Origin of the sequence: Bradyrhizobium sp. AZCC 2230 (assembly GCF_036924495.1) — a bacterium.
Classification (GTDB): Bacteria; Pseudomonadota; Alphaproteobacteria; order Rhizobiales; family Xanthobacteraceae; genus Bradyrhizobium; species Bradyrhizobium rifense.
Map to the genome: position 1 here is coordinate 3,293,197 of NZ_JAZHRS010000001.1, position 13,194 is coordinate 3,306,390.

The 13,194-nt window shown below is 64.6% G+C and carries 10 protein-coding genes; 6 read left to right on the top strand and 4 right to left on the bottom strand.

What is annotated here, in order from left to right; translation table 11 throughout:
- Positions 1-18: 18 nt before the first annotated feature.
- Together hutH and hutI are read right to left on the bottom strand one after the other, a co-directional pair.
- Positions 19-1,578, bottom strand: coding sequence for a histidine ammonia-lyase (hutH, locus tag V1280_RS15910; protein ID WP_334525618.1), 1,560 nt, complete (start codon positions 1,576-1,578; stop codon positions 19-21).
- Positions 1,575-2,789 (bottom strand): imidazolonepropionase, encoded by a 1,215-nt coding sequence (gene hutI / locus V1280_RS15915; RefSeq protein ID WP_334525621.1) that lies wholly within the window; start codon positions 2,787-2,789, stop codon positions 1,575-1,577. The genes hutH and hutI overlap by 4 nt, the downstream gene beginning before the upstream one ends.
- 85 nt (positions 2,790-2,874) lie before the next feature.
- Here hutI and V1280_RS15920 point away from each other — a divergent pair, with 85 nt between their 5' ends.
- The 6 genes from V1280_RS15920 to V1280_RS15945 all read left to right on the top strand — a co-directional run bounded on the left by V1280_RS15920 (position 2,875) and on the right by V1280_RS15945 (position 8,861).
- Positions 2,875-4,233, top strand: coding sequence for a formimidoylglutamate deiminase (locus V1280_RS15920; RefSeq protein WP_334525624.1), 1,359 nt, complete (start codon positions 2,875-2,877; stop codon positions 4,231-4,233).
- Complete coding sequence (gene hutC / locus V1280_RS15925; RefSeq protein WP_334525627.1) at positions 4,230-4,958, top strand: histidine utilization repressor; 729 nt, start codon at positions 4,230-4,232, stop codon at positions 4,956-4,958. The genes V1280_RS15920 and hutC overlap by 4 nt, the downstream gene beginning before the upstream one ends.
- 107 nt (positions 4,959-5,065) lie before the next feature.
- A complete protein-coding gene (locus V1280_RS15930; RefSeq protein WP_334525629.1) occupies positions 5,066-6,010 on the top strand; it encodes an ABC transporter substrate-binding protein in 945 nt (314 codons plus the stop codon).
- Between the two features lie 70 nt (positions 6,011-6,080).
- The gene (locus V1280_RS15935; protein ID WP_334538318.1) at positions 6,081-6,854 is read left to right on the top strand and encodes an ABC transporter permease; all 774 of its coding nucleotides are present in this window, start codon (positions 6,081-6,083) and stop codon (positions 6,852-6,854) included.
- A complete protein-coding gene (locus tag V1280_RS15940) occupies positions 6,851-7,636 on the top strand; it encodes an ABC transporter ATP-binding protein (RefSeq protein ID WP_334525631.1) in 786 nt (261 codons plus the stop codon). Before V1280_RS15935 ends, V1280_RS15940 begins: the two co-directional genes overlap by 4 nt.
- Positions 7,629-8,861, top strand: a complete 1,233-nt coding sequence (locus V1280_RS15945; RefSeq protein WP_334525634.1) for a Zn-dependent hydrolase — start codon at positions 7,629-7,631, stop codon at positions 8,859-8,861. Before V1280_RS15940 ends, V1280_RS15945 begins: the two co-directional genes overlap by 8 nt.
- Here V1280_RS15945 and bamA read toward each other — a convergent pair.
- Positions 8,858-11,386, bottom strand: a complete 2,529-nt coding sequence (gene bamA, locus V1280_RS15950; RefSeq protein WP_334525637.1) for an outer membrane protein assembly factor BamA — start codon at positions 11,384-11,386, stop codon at positions 8,858-8,860. The two genes, V1280_RS15945 and bamA, sit on opposite strands and share 4 nt — an antisense overlap.
- A gap of 227 nt (positions 11,387-11,613) precedes the next feature.
- The gene (locus tag V1280_RS15955; RefSeq protein WP_334525640.1) at positions 11,614-13,182 is read right to left on the bottom strand and encodes a GMC family oxidoreductase; all 1,569 of its coding nucleotides are present in this window, start codon (positions 13,180-13,182) and stop codon (positions 11,614-11,616) included.
- Between the last annotated feature and the right edge of the window lie 12 nt (positions 13,183-13,194).

Genomic DNA, 13,194 nt, shown 5'->3' on the forward strand with positions numbered 1-13,194 from the left:
TCTTCAGGCGAGTCTTGTTCAATCAAGTCTTGGGAACGGATCGGTTGGAAGTGCGGCGAGCGCAACGGCCGGCAGCGCATCGTCTTCGATGAGCGCCGCAGCCTTGGCGAGATCGCCGGCCATGTAACGGTCGGCACCGAGCGCGGCTACCTGCTCACGCAGCGCCGCGATGACGGCGACGAGCGGCGCGCTGGTCGCATGCGGTGCGCGCAGCGTGATGCCTTGGGCTGCGACCAGAAGCTCGATGCCGAGGATGGCGGCGAGATTGTCGGCCATGTCGGAAAGACGCCGCGCGGCATGCGCGGCCATCGAGACGTGGTCTTCCTGGTTGGCGCTGGTCGGCGTCGAGTCGATCGAGCAGGCCGCCGCGCGCTGCTTGTTCTCGGCGTAGAGCGCAGCCGCCGTCACCTCGGCGATCATGAAGCCGGAATTGATGCCGGGATCGGGCGTCAGGAACGGCGGCAGACCGAAATTGAGCGCGGGATCGACCAGCGTCGCGATGCGTCGTTCGCTGATCGCGCCGATTTCCGACAGCGCCAGCGCGATCGTATCGGCGGCAAAGGCGACCGGCTCGGCATGGAAATTGCCGCCGGAGACGATCTCTCCGGTGTCGACCAGCACCAGCGGATTGTCGGTGACAGCATTGGCCTCGGTAATCAGCGTGCGCGCGGCCTGCGTGATCAAATCGAGCGCGGCGCCCGCGACCTGCGGCTGGCAGCGCAGGCAATAAGGATCCTGCACGCGCTCGTCGCCCTCGAGATGCGACAGGCGGATGTCGCTGCCGTCGAGCAGCGCGGTCAGCGTCGCGGCTGCGGCGATCTGGCCGGGATGACCGCGCAGCGCCTGGATCTCGGGACGGAACGGCGCGGTCGATGCCATGGCTGCATCCACCGACAGCGCACCGGTGACGAGCGCGGCGCGAGCGAGACGAAATGCACGCAGCACGCCGGAGATGGCGTAAGCGGTCGAGAACTGCGTACCGTTGATCAGCGCAAGACCCTCCTTGGGACCGAGCGTCAACGGCATAAGGCCGGCAGCAGCGAGTGCCTCGTGGCCCGACACCGTCTTGCCGTCGACGATCGCTTCCCCCTCGCCGATCATCACCGCCGTCATGTGCGCAAGCGGCGCCAGATCGCCGGAGGCGCCGACCGAACCTTGCTGCGGCACCAGCGGATAAACGCGCCGCGCCAGCATGGTCTGCAATTGCTCGATCACCGCGCCGCGCACGCCCGAGGCTCCGCGCCCGAGTGAGACGATTTTCAGCGCCATCATCAGCCGCACGATCGGCTCGGGAGTCGCAGGACCGACCCCACAGCAATGCGAGACGATAAGATTGCGCTGCAGCAGCGCAGTTTGGTCCGGCGGAATGCGCTTTGATGCCAGCTTTCCGAAGCCGGTATTGATACCATAGACAGGCGCCGCAGCTTGGGCGGCCTTTGCGACGATCTGCGCCGCCGCAGCAACGCGCGGCCAGAACGACGGATCGAGCACGACAGGCGCGCCCGCCAGCACGCGCGCGAGATCGTCGAGGCTGACCGTTCCCGGCTTGACGACGATCGCTGCGCCCGGCTCGGTCACTGGCCCCTCCACACACGGCGATGCAGCGGATTGAAGCCGATGCGGTAGACCAGTTCAGCGGGCCGCTCGATGTCCCAGATCGCGAGATCGCACCACTTGCCGGCTTCCAGCGTACCGGTTTCATCGAGCACGCCGAGCGCACGCGCGCCTTCGCGGGTGATGCCGGCCAGGCATTCGGCGACATTCATCCGGAACAGCGTCGCGCCCATGTTCATCGCGAGCAGCAGCGAGGTCAGCGGCGAGCTGCCCGGATTGCAGTCCGTCGCGAGCGCCATAGGGACGCCGTGCCTGCGAAAGCCCTCGACCGGCGGCTTCTGCGTCTCGCGGATAAAGTAGTAGGCGCCGGGCAGCAGCACGGCTGCCGTTCCGGCCTTCGCCATCGCCGCAGCACCGGCTTCGTCGGTATGCTCCAAATGATCGGCGGAAAGCGCGGAGAACTTTGCTGCAAGCGCAGCGCCGCCAAGATTGGACAATTGGTCGGCATGAAGCTTGACCCGCAGCCCAAGCCCCCTTGCCGCCTCGAACACCCGCGCCGTCTGCTCCGCCGAGAACGCGATGCCTTCCATGAAGGCATCAACGGCATCGGCGAGGCCCGCCTTTGCCACCGCGGGCAGCATCTCCATGCAGACACGATCGATGTAGCGGTCCTTGTCGCCCTCGGCCTCGGGCGGCACTGCGTGCGCGCCGAGAAAGGAGGTCCGGATCGCAACCGGCCGCTGACGGCCCAGGCTGCGGGCGGCGGCGAGCTGCCGCATCTCGGTCTCTGCATCGAGGCCATAGCCGGACTTGATCTCGATAGTCGTCGCACCCTCGCTGATCAGTGCGTCCAGTCGCGGCAGCGCGCTCGCGACGAGTTTGGCTTCGCTCGCCTTGCGCGTCGCGGCCACCGTCGAGACGATACCGCCGCCGGCGCGCGCGATTTCTTCGTAGGTCGCGCCTTTCAGGCGTAGCTCGAATTCGTGCGCGCGGTCGCCACCATAGACGAGATGGGTGTGGCAATCGACGAGGCCGGGCGTGATCCAGCGTCCTTCGCAATCGATCCGCTTGATAGCGTCCGCATCGACCGGAAAGTCACCCGCCGCGCCCGCATAGACGATGTGGCCGCGGTGCGTAGCGATCACGCCATGCTCGATCTCGCCGAGATCGGGACGGTCGGCCCGCATCGTGGCGAGCCGGGCGTTATGCCAGATCCGGTCGAAGCGCTCTGCCATACGGATGTCCCTTGGTCGTGGGATGCTTGACTTATATGTCTAGACATATAATCGTAAGGCGGTTCTGTCCAGCCGGCGTGTCATCATGTCCCGACTGCATTTCGCCTCCGCGCTCCTGCCCTCGGGCTGGGCCAATGACGTGCAGGTGGTCATCATCGCCGGCGCGATCGCGGAGGTGACGCCGGGCGTTCAGCCTGCCGCCGGCGACGAACGCCACGCCATCGCACTTCCGGGATTGGCGAGCCTGCACAGCCACGCCTTCCAGCGTGGCATGGCGGGGCTTGCCGAACTGCGCGGTGACTCGACCGATACGTTCTGGACCTGGCGCGAAACGATGTACCGCTTCGCGCTGGCGATGACGCCGGACGATGTCGCCGCCGTCGCGACGCTGCTTTACGTCGAGATGCTGGAGCAGGGTTTTACCCGCGTCGGCGAGTTCCATTATCTGCATCATGATCGCGACGGCTCGCACTATGCAGACGTCGCCGAGATGGCCGCGCGCATTGCGCAGGCTGCTGGAGCCTCAAGCATCGGCCTGACGCTGCTGCCGAGTTTTTATGCGCACGGTTCCTTCGGCGGCGCCGCGCCACATGACGGCCAACGCCGCTTCATCTGCTCTGTCGATCAGTTCGCCAAGCTGATGGCGGCCTCGCGCAAGGCCATCGCAAACTTGCCTGGCGCCAATATCGGCATCGCGCCGCACAGCCTGCGTGCGGTGGCACCGGACGAGCTCACGGCGATCATTCCGCTCGCCGAAGGCGGGCCCATGCATATTCATGCCGCCGAGCAGGTGAAGGAAGTCGAGGATTGCCTGGCCTGGTCGGGACGACGCCCGGTGCAATGGTTGTTGGAGCACGCACCGGTCGATCAACGCTGGTGCCTCATTCACGCGACCCACATGACCGATGACGAAGTCAGCGCATTCGCGAAGACCGGCGCGGTGGCGGGTCTCTGCCCCATCACGGAAGCGAGCCTTGGCGACGGCATCTTTCCGGGGCGAGAATTTCTCGACGCTGGCGGGCTGTTCGGTGTCGGCACCGATTCTAACGTGCTGGTCGGCGTCGCCGACGAGCTGCGTCAGCTTGAATACGGCCAACGGCTCAAGCACCGCGCCCGCAACGTGCTCTCAGCCGGTGCCGGCCGTTCAACGGGGCGCACGCTGTTCGACGATGCCCTTGCGGGCGGAGCCCGGGCGCTAGCGCAGCCGATCGCGGGCCTCGCGCGGGGCGCGCGTGCCGACATCGTCACGCTCGACGCTGCGCATCCGTCGCTGGCGGGACGCGCGCGGGATGCCGTGATCGACGGCTGGATCTTTGCGGCAGGCAGTGGTGCGATCGACTGCGTCTGGTCCGGCGGAAACAAGGTCGTCGAGAACGGCCGACACAAACTGCGCAAGGCCGCGCGCGAGCGCTTCAACGCGGCGGTGCGGAGGCTCGTTGCATGAGCCTTGCCACCGACGCCACCGACAAGCCGACGCTCTACAAGCGCATCCGCGCTGACATCGAAAAGCGCATCCTGACCGGCGAATGGCCGCCAGGCCATCGCATTCCATTCGAGCACGAGCTGGTCGCGCGCTACGGTTGCTCGCGCATGACGGTGAACAAGGCGTTGTCGGAGCTCGCGCAGGCCGACCTGATCGAGCGCCGGCGCCGCGCCGGCTCGTTCGTCCGCCGGCCACAGCATCAGTCGGCCGTGCTCAAGATCGCCGACATGCGCGCCGAGATCACCGCCCTTGGCCGCACTTACGGCTACGAGTTGATCGGCCACAAGCTGCGCGCGGCGACTGCCGCCGACCGCGAGCGGCTTGGCGTCAAGAAGGCCGGCAAGGTGGTTGCGATTTCTTGCCGTCACAGCGCCGATAACGTGCCGTTCGCCGTCGAGGACCGGCTGATCGATCTGTCATCCGTGCCTGACGCCGCGACCGCGGATTTTTCGCGCGAGCCGCCGGGCTCGTGGCTGCTTCATCATGTCCCATGGACAGAGGCCGAGCATACGATCAGCGCCATTATCGCGGATGATCGCACGGCGGAAGCGCTCGACATCGCCGTCGGCGCGCCATGCCTCGTGATCGACCGCTATACCTGGCGCAGCGCGCGCACGATCACCGCGGTGCGCCTGCTCTATCCCGGTGACTCTCACCGCCTTGTCGCGCGATTCAAGGGAGGCTGAGAGAGCGATGTCGGCACAAATCGTGCAACGCTTCGGGCAACGGTCCCCCACAGACCGACAGAGATCAACAGGACGTCAAACCATCGATCGGCAAGAGGACGACAATCATGCGTAGTTCGACAGTTTTTGCGACAATCATTGCTCTCGCAGCCGCCACTCCCGTGCTCGCCGACGACGTCAAGGTCGGCGTCGGCATCTCCGGATGGACCGGCTTCGCACCGCTGACGCTGGCAAAGGAAGCCGGCATCTTCAAGAAGAACGGCCTCGACGTCACCATCAAGAAGATCCCGCAAAAGGACCGCCACCTCGCCATCGCCTCCGGCGACGTGCAGTGCGCCGCGACCACGGTCGAGACCTGGATCTCCTGGAACGCCAACGGCGTCGCGACCAAGCAGATCTTCCAGCTCGACAAGAGCTTCGGCGCCGACGGCATGGCCGTGCGCAACGACGTCACATCGATCAAGGAGCTGAAGGGCAAGACGGTTGCAGCTTCCGCGCCGGGCACCTCACCCTATTTCGCGCTGGCCTGGATGCTGAAGAAGAACGGCCTCACGGTGAAGGACGTCACCGTCGTGAACCTCGAGCCGGCCGCCGCCGCGCAGGCCTTCGTCTCCGGCCAGAACGATGCCGCGATGACCTACGAGCCGTATCTGTCGACTGTGCGCGCCGCACCCGACAAGGGCAAGATCATCGCCACCACGCTGGACTATCCGATCGTGATGGACACGTTCGGCTGCACGCCAAAATTCCTCGGCGAGAATCCGAAGGCGGCGCAGGCGCTGGCCGACAGCTATTTCGAGTCGCTCGACATGATCGCCAAGGACCAGACCAAGGCCTATGAGATCATGGGCGCCGACGTGAAGCAGACCGGCGAGGCGTTCGGCAACTCGGCAAAATATCTGCGCTGGCAGGACAAGGCCGCGAACCAGAAATTCTTCGCGGGCGACTTCCTCGCGTTCAACAAGGATGCGGCCGACCTCCTGCTCGAAATCGGCATCATCAAGGCGGCGCCGAAAGTCGAAGACCTCTTCGACGCGAGCTTCATCAAGTAAGCCTGGATAAGCTGCTGGTCCCGCCGCGCGGTGGGACCAGCAGAAGATCGACCATTCGGATAGACTCTTGATGCGTCCCCTGGATTCCGTGACATCGAAGCAGCGCGTGGCCTATGGCCTCGCGTTCTTCGTGCTATTCGTCGCCCTCTGGTCGTGGGCGACCTTCGGCGGCCATGTGTCAAAGACCTTCCTCGCCAACCCGCTGACCATGGTGCAGGAAGGTTATGACCTCCTGGCCAAGCAGGGCTTCCTGTTCGACATCGGCATGACGATTTGGCGCGTTGTCGGCGGCTTTGCGCTGGCCGCGATTATCGCGGTGCCGCTCGGCGTGCTGATGGGCGCCTACAAGCCGGTCGAGGCCTTCCTCGAACCGTTCGTCTCCTTTGCGCGCTATCTGCCTGCCTCGGCTTTCATTCCACTCCTGATCCTGTGGGCTGGCATCGGCGAGCTGCAGAAGCTGCTGGTCATCTTTATCGGCTCGGTGTTCCAAATCATCCTGATGATCGCAGTCACCGTCGGCGCGACGCGGCGCGATCTGGTGGAAGCCGCCTATACGCTCGGCGCCAGCGACCGCGGCATCATCCGCCGCGTGCTGCTGCCATCCTCCGCACCCGAAATCGCGGAAATCCTGCGGCTCGTGCTAGGCTGGGCCTGGACCTACGTCATCGTCGCCGAGCTGATCGGCTCGTCTTCCGGCATCGGCCACATGATCACCGACAGCCAGGCGCTGCTCAATACCGGTCAGATCATCTTCGGCATCATCGTCATCGGGCTGATCGGCCTCCTCTCGGACTTCATGTTCAAGGCGTTCAACGCCTGGCTGTTTCCGTGGAGGCTCGCATGACCACGCTGAGGATCGAACAGGTCTCGCGAACCTTCCCGGCGCGCCACGGCAACGCGCCCACAAGAGCGCTGGAGCCCACCGATCTCGTCATCGGCAACAACGACTTCGTCACGATCCTTGGGCCCTCCGGCTGCGGCAAGTCCACGCTGCTTCGCATCGTTGCAGGCCTCGACCGTCCGACCAGCGGACGCGTCACGCTCGATGGCCGCGAGGTCACCGGCCCCGGCGCGGATCGCGGCATGGTGTTCCAGTCCTACACGCTGTTTCCCTGGCTTACCGTGCGCGAGAACATCGCCTTCGGCCTGCGCGAGCGCGGCGTGCCGGAGGGCGAGCGCAACAAGGTTGCGGATGCCTTCATCCGCCAGGTCGGCCTGTCCGGCTTCGAGAACCATTGGCCGAAGCAGCTCTCCGGCGGCATGCAGCAGCGCACCGCGATTGCACGCGCGCTCGCCAATGATCCAAAGATCCTGCTGCTCGACGAGCCCTTCGGCGCGCTGGACAACCAGACCCGCGCCTTGATGCAGGAAATGCTGCTGGGCATCTGGGAGCGCGATCAGAAGACCGTTCTGTTCGTGACCCATGACATCGAGGAGGCGATCTTCCTCGGCAGCCGCGTCATCGTCATGAGCGCCCGTCCCGGCCGCATCAAGGCCGAGATCAATGTGGACCTGCCGCATCCGCGCTCCTACAAGATCAAGACCACGCCCGAATTCGTCCAGCTGAAGGAACGGTTGGTCGAGGAGATCCGCACCGAGGCCCTGAAGGTTGCCGAACATGCCTGATACTCAGTCCCACGCCAACGGCGAGCGCGTTCTTGCCGACCTCAACGCGCTGCGTGCGCTGGGCGCCTACAAGACCGGCGTGCACAAGCCGACCTTCTCCGAGCCGCACAGGCAATCGCTGGACTGGCTGGTGCGGAAGTTGCCCGAGGCCGGCCTTGCGGGCGCGATCGACGGCATCGGCAATGTCCTCGGCACCAGTGCGAAGCCCGGACCGAAATTGCTCGCCGGATCGCACCTGGAGAGCCAAAACTACGCTGGCTGGCTCGATGGCCCGCTCGGCGTCGTCTATGCGCTCGAGGCCGCCCGCGTGCTCAACACAGATCCATCCATGAAAGGCGCGGTGGAAGTCGCGGCGTGGTGTGATGAGGAAGGTCATTTCGGCAGCTTCCTCGGCTCGAGCTCCTATATCGGACAGGTCACCGAGGCCGACATCGACGCCGCACGCGACCGCACTGATGGACGCACCATGCGCGACGCGCTGACTGATATGGGGCTCGCTGGACGGCCGCGTTTCGCCGCCGAGCTGGGACGGCACGTCGGCTATCTCGAAGCGCATATCGAGCAGGGCGACACGCTCGAGAGTGGCAAGCTCGCAATCGGCGTCGTGACCTCCATCGTCGGCATCTGGCAATACCGCATCACCTTCACTGGCGAGCAGAATCATGCCGGTACCACGCGCATGGCCGTGCGCAAGGATGCCGGCCTCGCGCTGGCCAAATTCTGCGTGGCGGTCGACCAGCGTTTCCCGGCTGCATGCGGACCGCGCACGGTCTGGACCACCGGCCGCATCACGCTCGATCCGGGCGCGCCGAGCATCATTCCGGGCGGCGCGGAGATGCTGTTCCAGATCCGCGACGACAACCCGGCCGTGATCGCGCGGCTGGAGGAGGTGCTGCGAACGATGGCTGACGAGGCCAATGCCAAGGGCCCCTGTACCGTGACCGTGGAGCGGATCCGCGTGGGCGCGCCCGCGATGATGGATACACGCTTCCAGGATGCGATCGAGACCGCGAGCAAGGCACTGGCCGGCGGACGATCGCTGCGCATGCCGAGCGGCGCCGGCCACGACGCACAGATGCTCGCGACCATCATGCCGGCAGCCATGCTGTTCGTGCCCTCGATCGGCGGTATCAGCCATCACTGGACCGAGAACACTGCCGATGCCGACATCGTCACCGGCGCGCAGGTTTTCGTCGACGCCTGCCGGCGGATTCTCGCAGTTTAGAATGACGTACCGCCCCCGAACCTGAACTGCTGGACGATGTCGTATTTGCCCTTCGTGAGCGGCACGGCGTAGTCGAAGCGCAGTGGTCCGAACGGCGAGGCCCAGATTAGGCCGACACCGACTGACGAGCGCACCACGCTGCTGTCGTCATATTGCAGTCCGCAGGTCGGGCAGGCCTTGGTATTGACCTCGCCCGTCGCCGCCCATGAGGTGGGCCCCTGATAACCCCAGAGCGAGCCGGCATCGGCGTAGACCGCGCCCTTCAGGCCGACTTCCTTGGGCAGGAACCAGAACGGCATCTGCAATTCCGTGGACGCGCCCCAGTATTTCGTACCGCCGAGCGCATCGCCGGTGGCGCCGAAGCTTGCATAGGTGATGTCACGCGGACCGATACCGTTGGACGCGAAGCCGCGCACGAGGTTCGGGCCCATCTGGAAGTGATCCAGCATGCGCAGATCGTTGTTGCCGATCTTGTTGAGAACACCGCCCTGGAGATGGATCACACTGATAATCTCTGACACCAGCGGCGTGTAGTATTTGGTGTCCAGCGCGGTCTTCAGATAAGTGACATCGCCGCCCACCCCGGCAAAATCCTGCTTGAAGTCGATGAGCAGGCCGTCGTTCGGGTTCTTGGTGTTGTCGAGCGTGTTGTAGGTCAGCGTGTAACCCACGGCCGACGTCAAGGTCGGGCCGTTCGCCAATTCCTTGCGGATCGGCAGGCTCGATTCGCCGTCAGCGTAGCAGCCGTAGCCGTAGTAACCTGAACTGGTCGAGTTGGTGGGATCCACTCCGCCCAGCACGCTCTGGATGTAGGCCGGCGTCGGGTTGAAGGCCAGCGATGTATTGGCTGCGTTGTTGTTACAATTGTTATAGGCGCTGGGGAGCGTGATAGTCTGCTGATAGAGCGAGTAGCGGAGCTGGAGCGACAGGTCCTCGCGCAGCGCAAAGCCCAGTCGCGGCGAGAAGCCGAGCGTCGTCACCGAGTAGCTGGTATAGCTGTTCGACAAACTCTCGCGCCAATAGGTGTCAAGTCCGAGTGCGATCCGGTAGTCGAGCAAATAGGGCTCGACAAAGGACAGCGACACGCCGCGGGCGTACTGGCCGTAAGTCACCGAAGCCTTGGCATAGAGGCCCTTGCCGAACAGATTGCGCTCGGACACCGAGACCTCGGCGAGCGCGCCGTCGGTCGTGGAGTAGCCGCCAGAGACCGAGAAATCGCCGGTCGACTTCTCTTCCATGTCAACGATCAGGATCACACGATCGCTGGAGGAGCCGGGCTCCGTGGTGATCTTGACGCTCTTGAAATAGTCGAGGTTCTTCAACCGGCGCTCGGCGCGGTCGACCAGGGCGCGGTTGTAGGCGTCGCCCTCGGAGATGTCGAATTCGCGCCGGATCACGTAGTCGCGCGTGCGGGTATTGCCTCGCAGATTGATGCGCTCGATATAGGTGCGCGGCCCTTCGTCGATGTTGAACACGACCGAGACGGTGTGTGATTCGAAATTGCGGTCGCCGCTCGGCCGCACAACAGCGAACGCATAGCCGCGGCGCGAGGCCTCGATCTGCATCTCCTCGGTCGACTTCTCGACCGATTCGACATTGTAGAGCGAGCCGACATTGACGCGCGAAAAGCCGCGCAGCGAGCTCGCGTCGAAATTGGCGATGCTGGAGCGGAAGTCGACCGCGCCGACACGATATTGCTGGCCCTCCTCGATCTTGAAGCTGACGAGGAAGCCCTTCTTGTCCGGATCATATTCGGTCAGCGCCGCCACAACCTGCGCATCCGCAAAGCCGTTCTTGAGATAGAAGCGGCGGATCAGGTCGCGGTCGGCCTCGACCCGGTCCGGATCATAGATGTCGCCGCTGCTGAGGAAGCTGAGCAGATTCGACTCGTGCGTCTTGATGACGTCCCTGAGGCGGTAGGCCGAGAACGCGCTGTTGCCGATGAACTCGACCGACTTGACGCCGGTCTTGACGCCCTCCTCGACCGTGAAGACGAGATCGACGCGGTTGTTCGGCTGCTCGATGATTTCAGGCGTGACGCGGACGTCGTAGCGGCCCGAGCGACGATAGATCTCTGCGATGCGCAGCGTGTCGGATTGCACCATCGCGCGCGAGAAGGTCCCACGCGGCTTGGACTGGACCTCGGCGGTGAGCTGCTCGTCCTTGATCTTCTTGTTGCCCTCGAAGGCAACGCGGCCGATCACGGCGTTTTCCACCACCGACACCACGACATGGCCGCCGGCCCGGTTGACCTTCACATCCTGAAACAAGCCGGTCTCGATCAATGCCTTGAGGCCGTCGTCGAGAGCCACTTGGTCGAACTGCCCGTTGGGGCCGGCCTTGAAGTAGGAGCGAACCGTCTCGGCCTCGACGCGGCGATTGCCTTCGACCACGATCGTATCCGCGGCTTGCGCCGCCGCTGCCGCTGCCGCGGCCGGCTGCGGCAACAGCACCAGCGGAAGTGAGGTTGCAATCGACACGCCACCCACGACCGCCGCGACAAGCCAGGCCCGCAAAAACGACATTCCACACCTCAAGAGCAGCTGACTTGCTCTGAAACGGGAAAGCTGTGGCCACGGTGTGGCTTTCAGATTGCTGTACTGTTTCCGCGGATTGAGTTTGATTGAGCCGCCGACGCACATAGCGCCGTACGCGCGGCGTTTGCGCAAAGAGCCAGCAACATCGGGCAAAACAAGGCTTGTTTACGGGCGGCTGGGGCGAGTTCGGCACCATGTCTCACGCCCGTCACGCCTTATGTTGCGCCCTTCAACCGATCGGCCATGCGCTCAGCGATGGCGACCGTGGTCAAATGAGTGTTGGCGCGCGGCACTTCCGGCATGACCGAGGCATCGATCACGCGCAATCCCGTGCATCCCATCACCCGGCATTCGTGATCGACGGCCGAACGCGCATCGTCCGGCGCGCCCATTCTGCAGGTGCCGCTGGCGTGCTGCGCGTCGCTGCACTCGGCGAACAGCCAATCATCCAACTCCGCATCACTGAACGGCTCGTCCATGGAGCGTCCGCTGGCGCCATAGTCGACGCGGTCGGCGATATCGGTCACCGCAGGCTGCAGACAGATATCACGCAGGCGGCGGACGCCGTCGCGCATGCGCAAGAGATCGCGAGAGTCGGAGAGCATGCGCTCCTCGATGGCCGGATCGACCTCGGGGTCGGTCGTCACGATGCGGACGTGCCCCTGGCTGAAAGCCTGATAGACGGAGACAGCAATGCGTCCCAGCGTGACTTCCACCATCGATTGCGACGAGCGAGCAAGATTGCCGGCGATCATGATCATGTCGTTGTCGCCTGCGTCTGCGAGGCCCGAAGAGTAGCGCAGGCAACAATTGGTGTGCCGGTGCATAAGCGTGCTGACCTGGCTGCCTTCGCGCAAATGCAGCAGTGCGTTGACGATCGGATGGTCCAGCAAATTCTCGCCCACCGGCAAGTTCGCGCGGATGGGGATGCCGAGCCTCTCCAACAGGGCGACGGGCCCAATGCCGGAGCGCTGCAGAATGGCCGGCGAATGGATGGCGCCGGCGCAGAGGATAACGTCGCGCGTCGCGCGGGGTGCGTAGGATCGGCCGTTCACGCGAACATGGACGCCGTTGGCGTGCAGCCGATTGCCTTCGAAGGTGATGGTGTCGACCAGGGCGTGGCCGACGATATCGAGATTGGCGCGATCGCGCGCTGGCTCCAGATAGCCGTCATTGGTGGAGATCCGTAAGCCGCCCTCGCTATTGATGGCGTAGGGCGAGACGCCGGTGCCTGTTGGCGCGTTGTGATCCTCACACCAGCCATAGCCGAGGCCGAGGGCCGACGCGCGCAGCGCGCGGTCGACGTTGCCCCAATCCGGGATCGGAGCGCGATACACCGGGATTGGACCTCGATCGCCGTGATAGGGCGCGTCGGGGAAATTCTTGTCCGTCTCGAGTTTGCAGAAATAGGGCAGAAGCTCGTCCCATGACCAGCCCGTGCAGCCCGCGGCCGCCCAGCGGTCGATATCGTTGGGAACGGCGCGGATCGCGATCTGGCCATTGATGGTCGAGCTGCCGCCCATGGCGCGGCCACGCCACAGCAGCAGCGGCTGCTGCCGCTCGGTGCGTCGCGCCAACAGCTTTGGCCAGCGGAAGTCGTCGTCACCGATGGCGCGCATCGGATTGGGGATACGAATGTGCTCCGGCGTGGTCGCGGTGCGGAGATCCTGCCCCGCCTCGAGCAGCAGCACACGATGCGATGGATCTTCGCTGAGGCGCGCGGCCAGCGTCGCTCCCGCGGAACCTCCACCAATGATGATCGTATCGTATTCCTGTTCAATCACGTGCTGTGCGCT

Coding starts and splice junctions, on each gene's coding strand:
- hutI (WP_334525621.1), bottom strand. CDS start 2,789: ATGGCAGAGCGCTTCGACCGGATCTGGCATAACGCCCGGCTCGCCACG.
- V1280_RS15920 (WP_334525624.1), top strand. CDS start 2,875: ATGTCCCGACTGCATTTCGCCTCCGCGCTCCTGCCCTCGGGCTGGGCC.
- hutC (WP_334525627.1), top strand. CDS start 4,230: ATGAGCCTTGCCACCGACGCCACCGACAAGCCGACGCTCTACAAGCGC.
- V1280_RS15930 (WP_334525629.1), top strand. CDS start 5,066: ATGCGTAGTTCGACAGTTTTTGCGACAATCATTGCTCTCGCAGCCGCC.
- V1280_RS15935 (WP_334538318.1), top strand. CDS start 6,081: ATGCGTCCCCTGGATTCCGTGACATCGAAGCAGCGCGTGGCCTATGGC.
- V1280_RS15940 (WP_334525631.1), top strand. CDS start 6,851: ATGACCACGCTGAGGATCGAACAGGTCTCGCGAACCTTCCCGGCGCGC.
- V1280_RS15945 (WP_334525634.1), top strand. CDS start 7,629: ATGCCTGATACTCAGTCCCACGCCAACGGCGAGCGCGTTCTTGCCGAC.
- bamA (WP_334525637.1), bottom strand. CDS start 11,386: ATGTCGTTTTTGCGGGCCTGGCTTGTCGCGGCGGTCGTGGGTGGCGTG.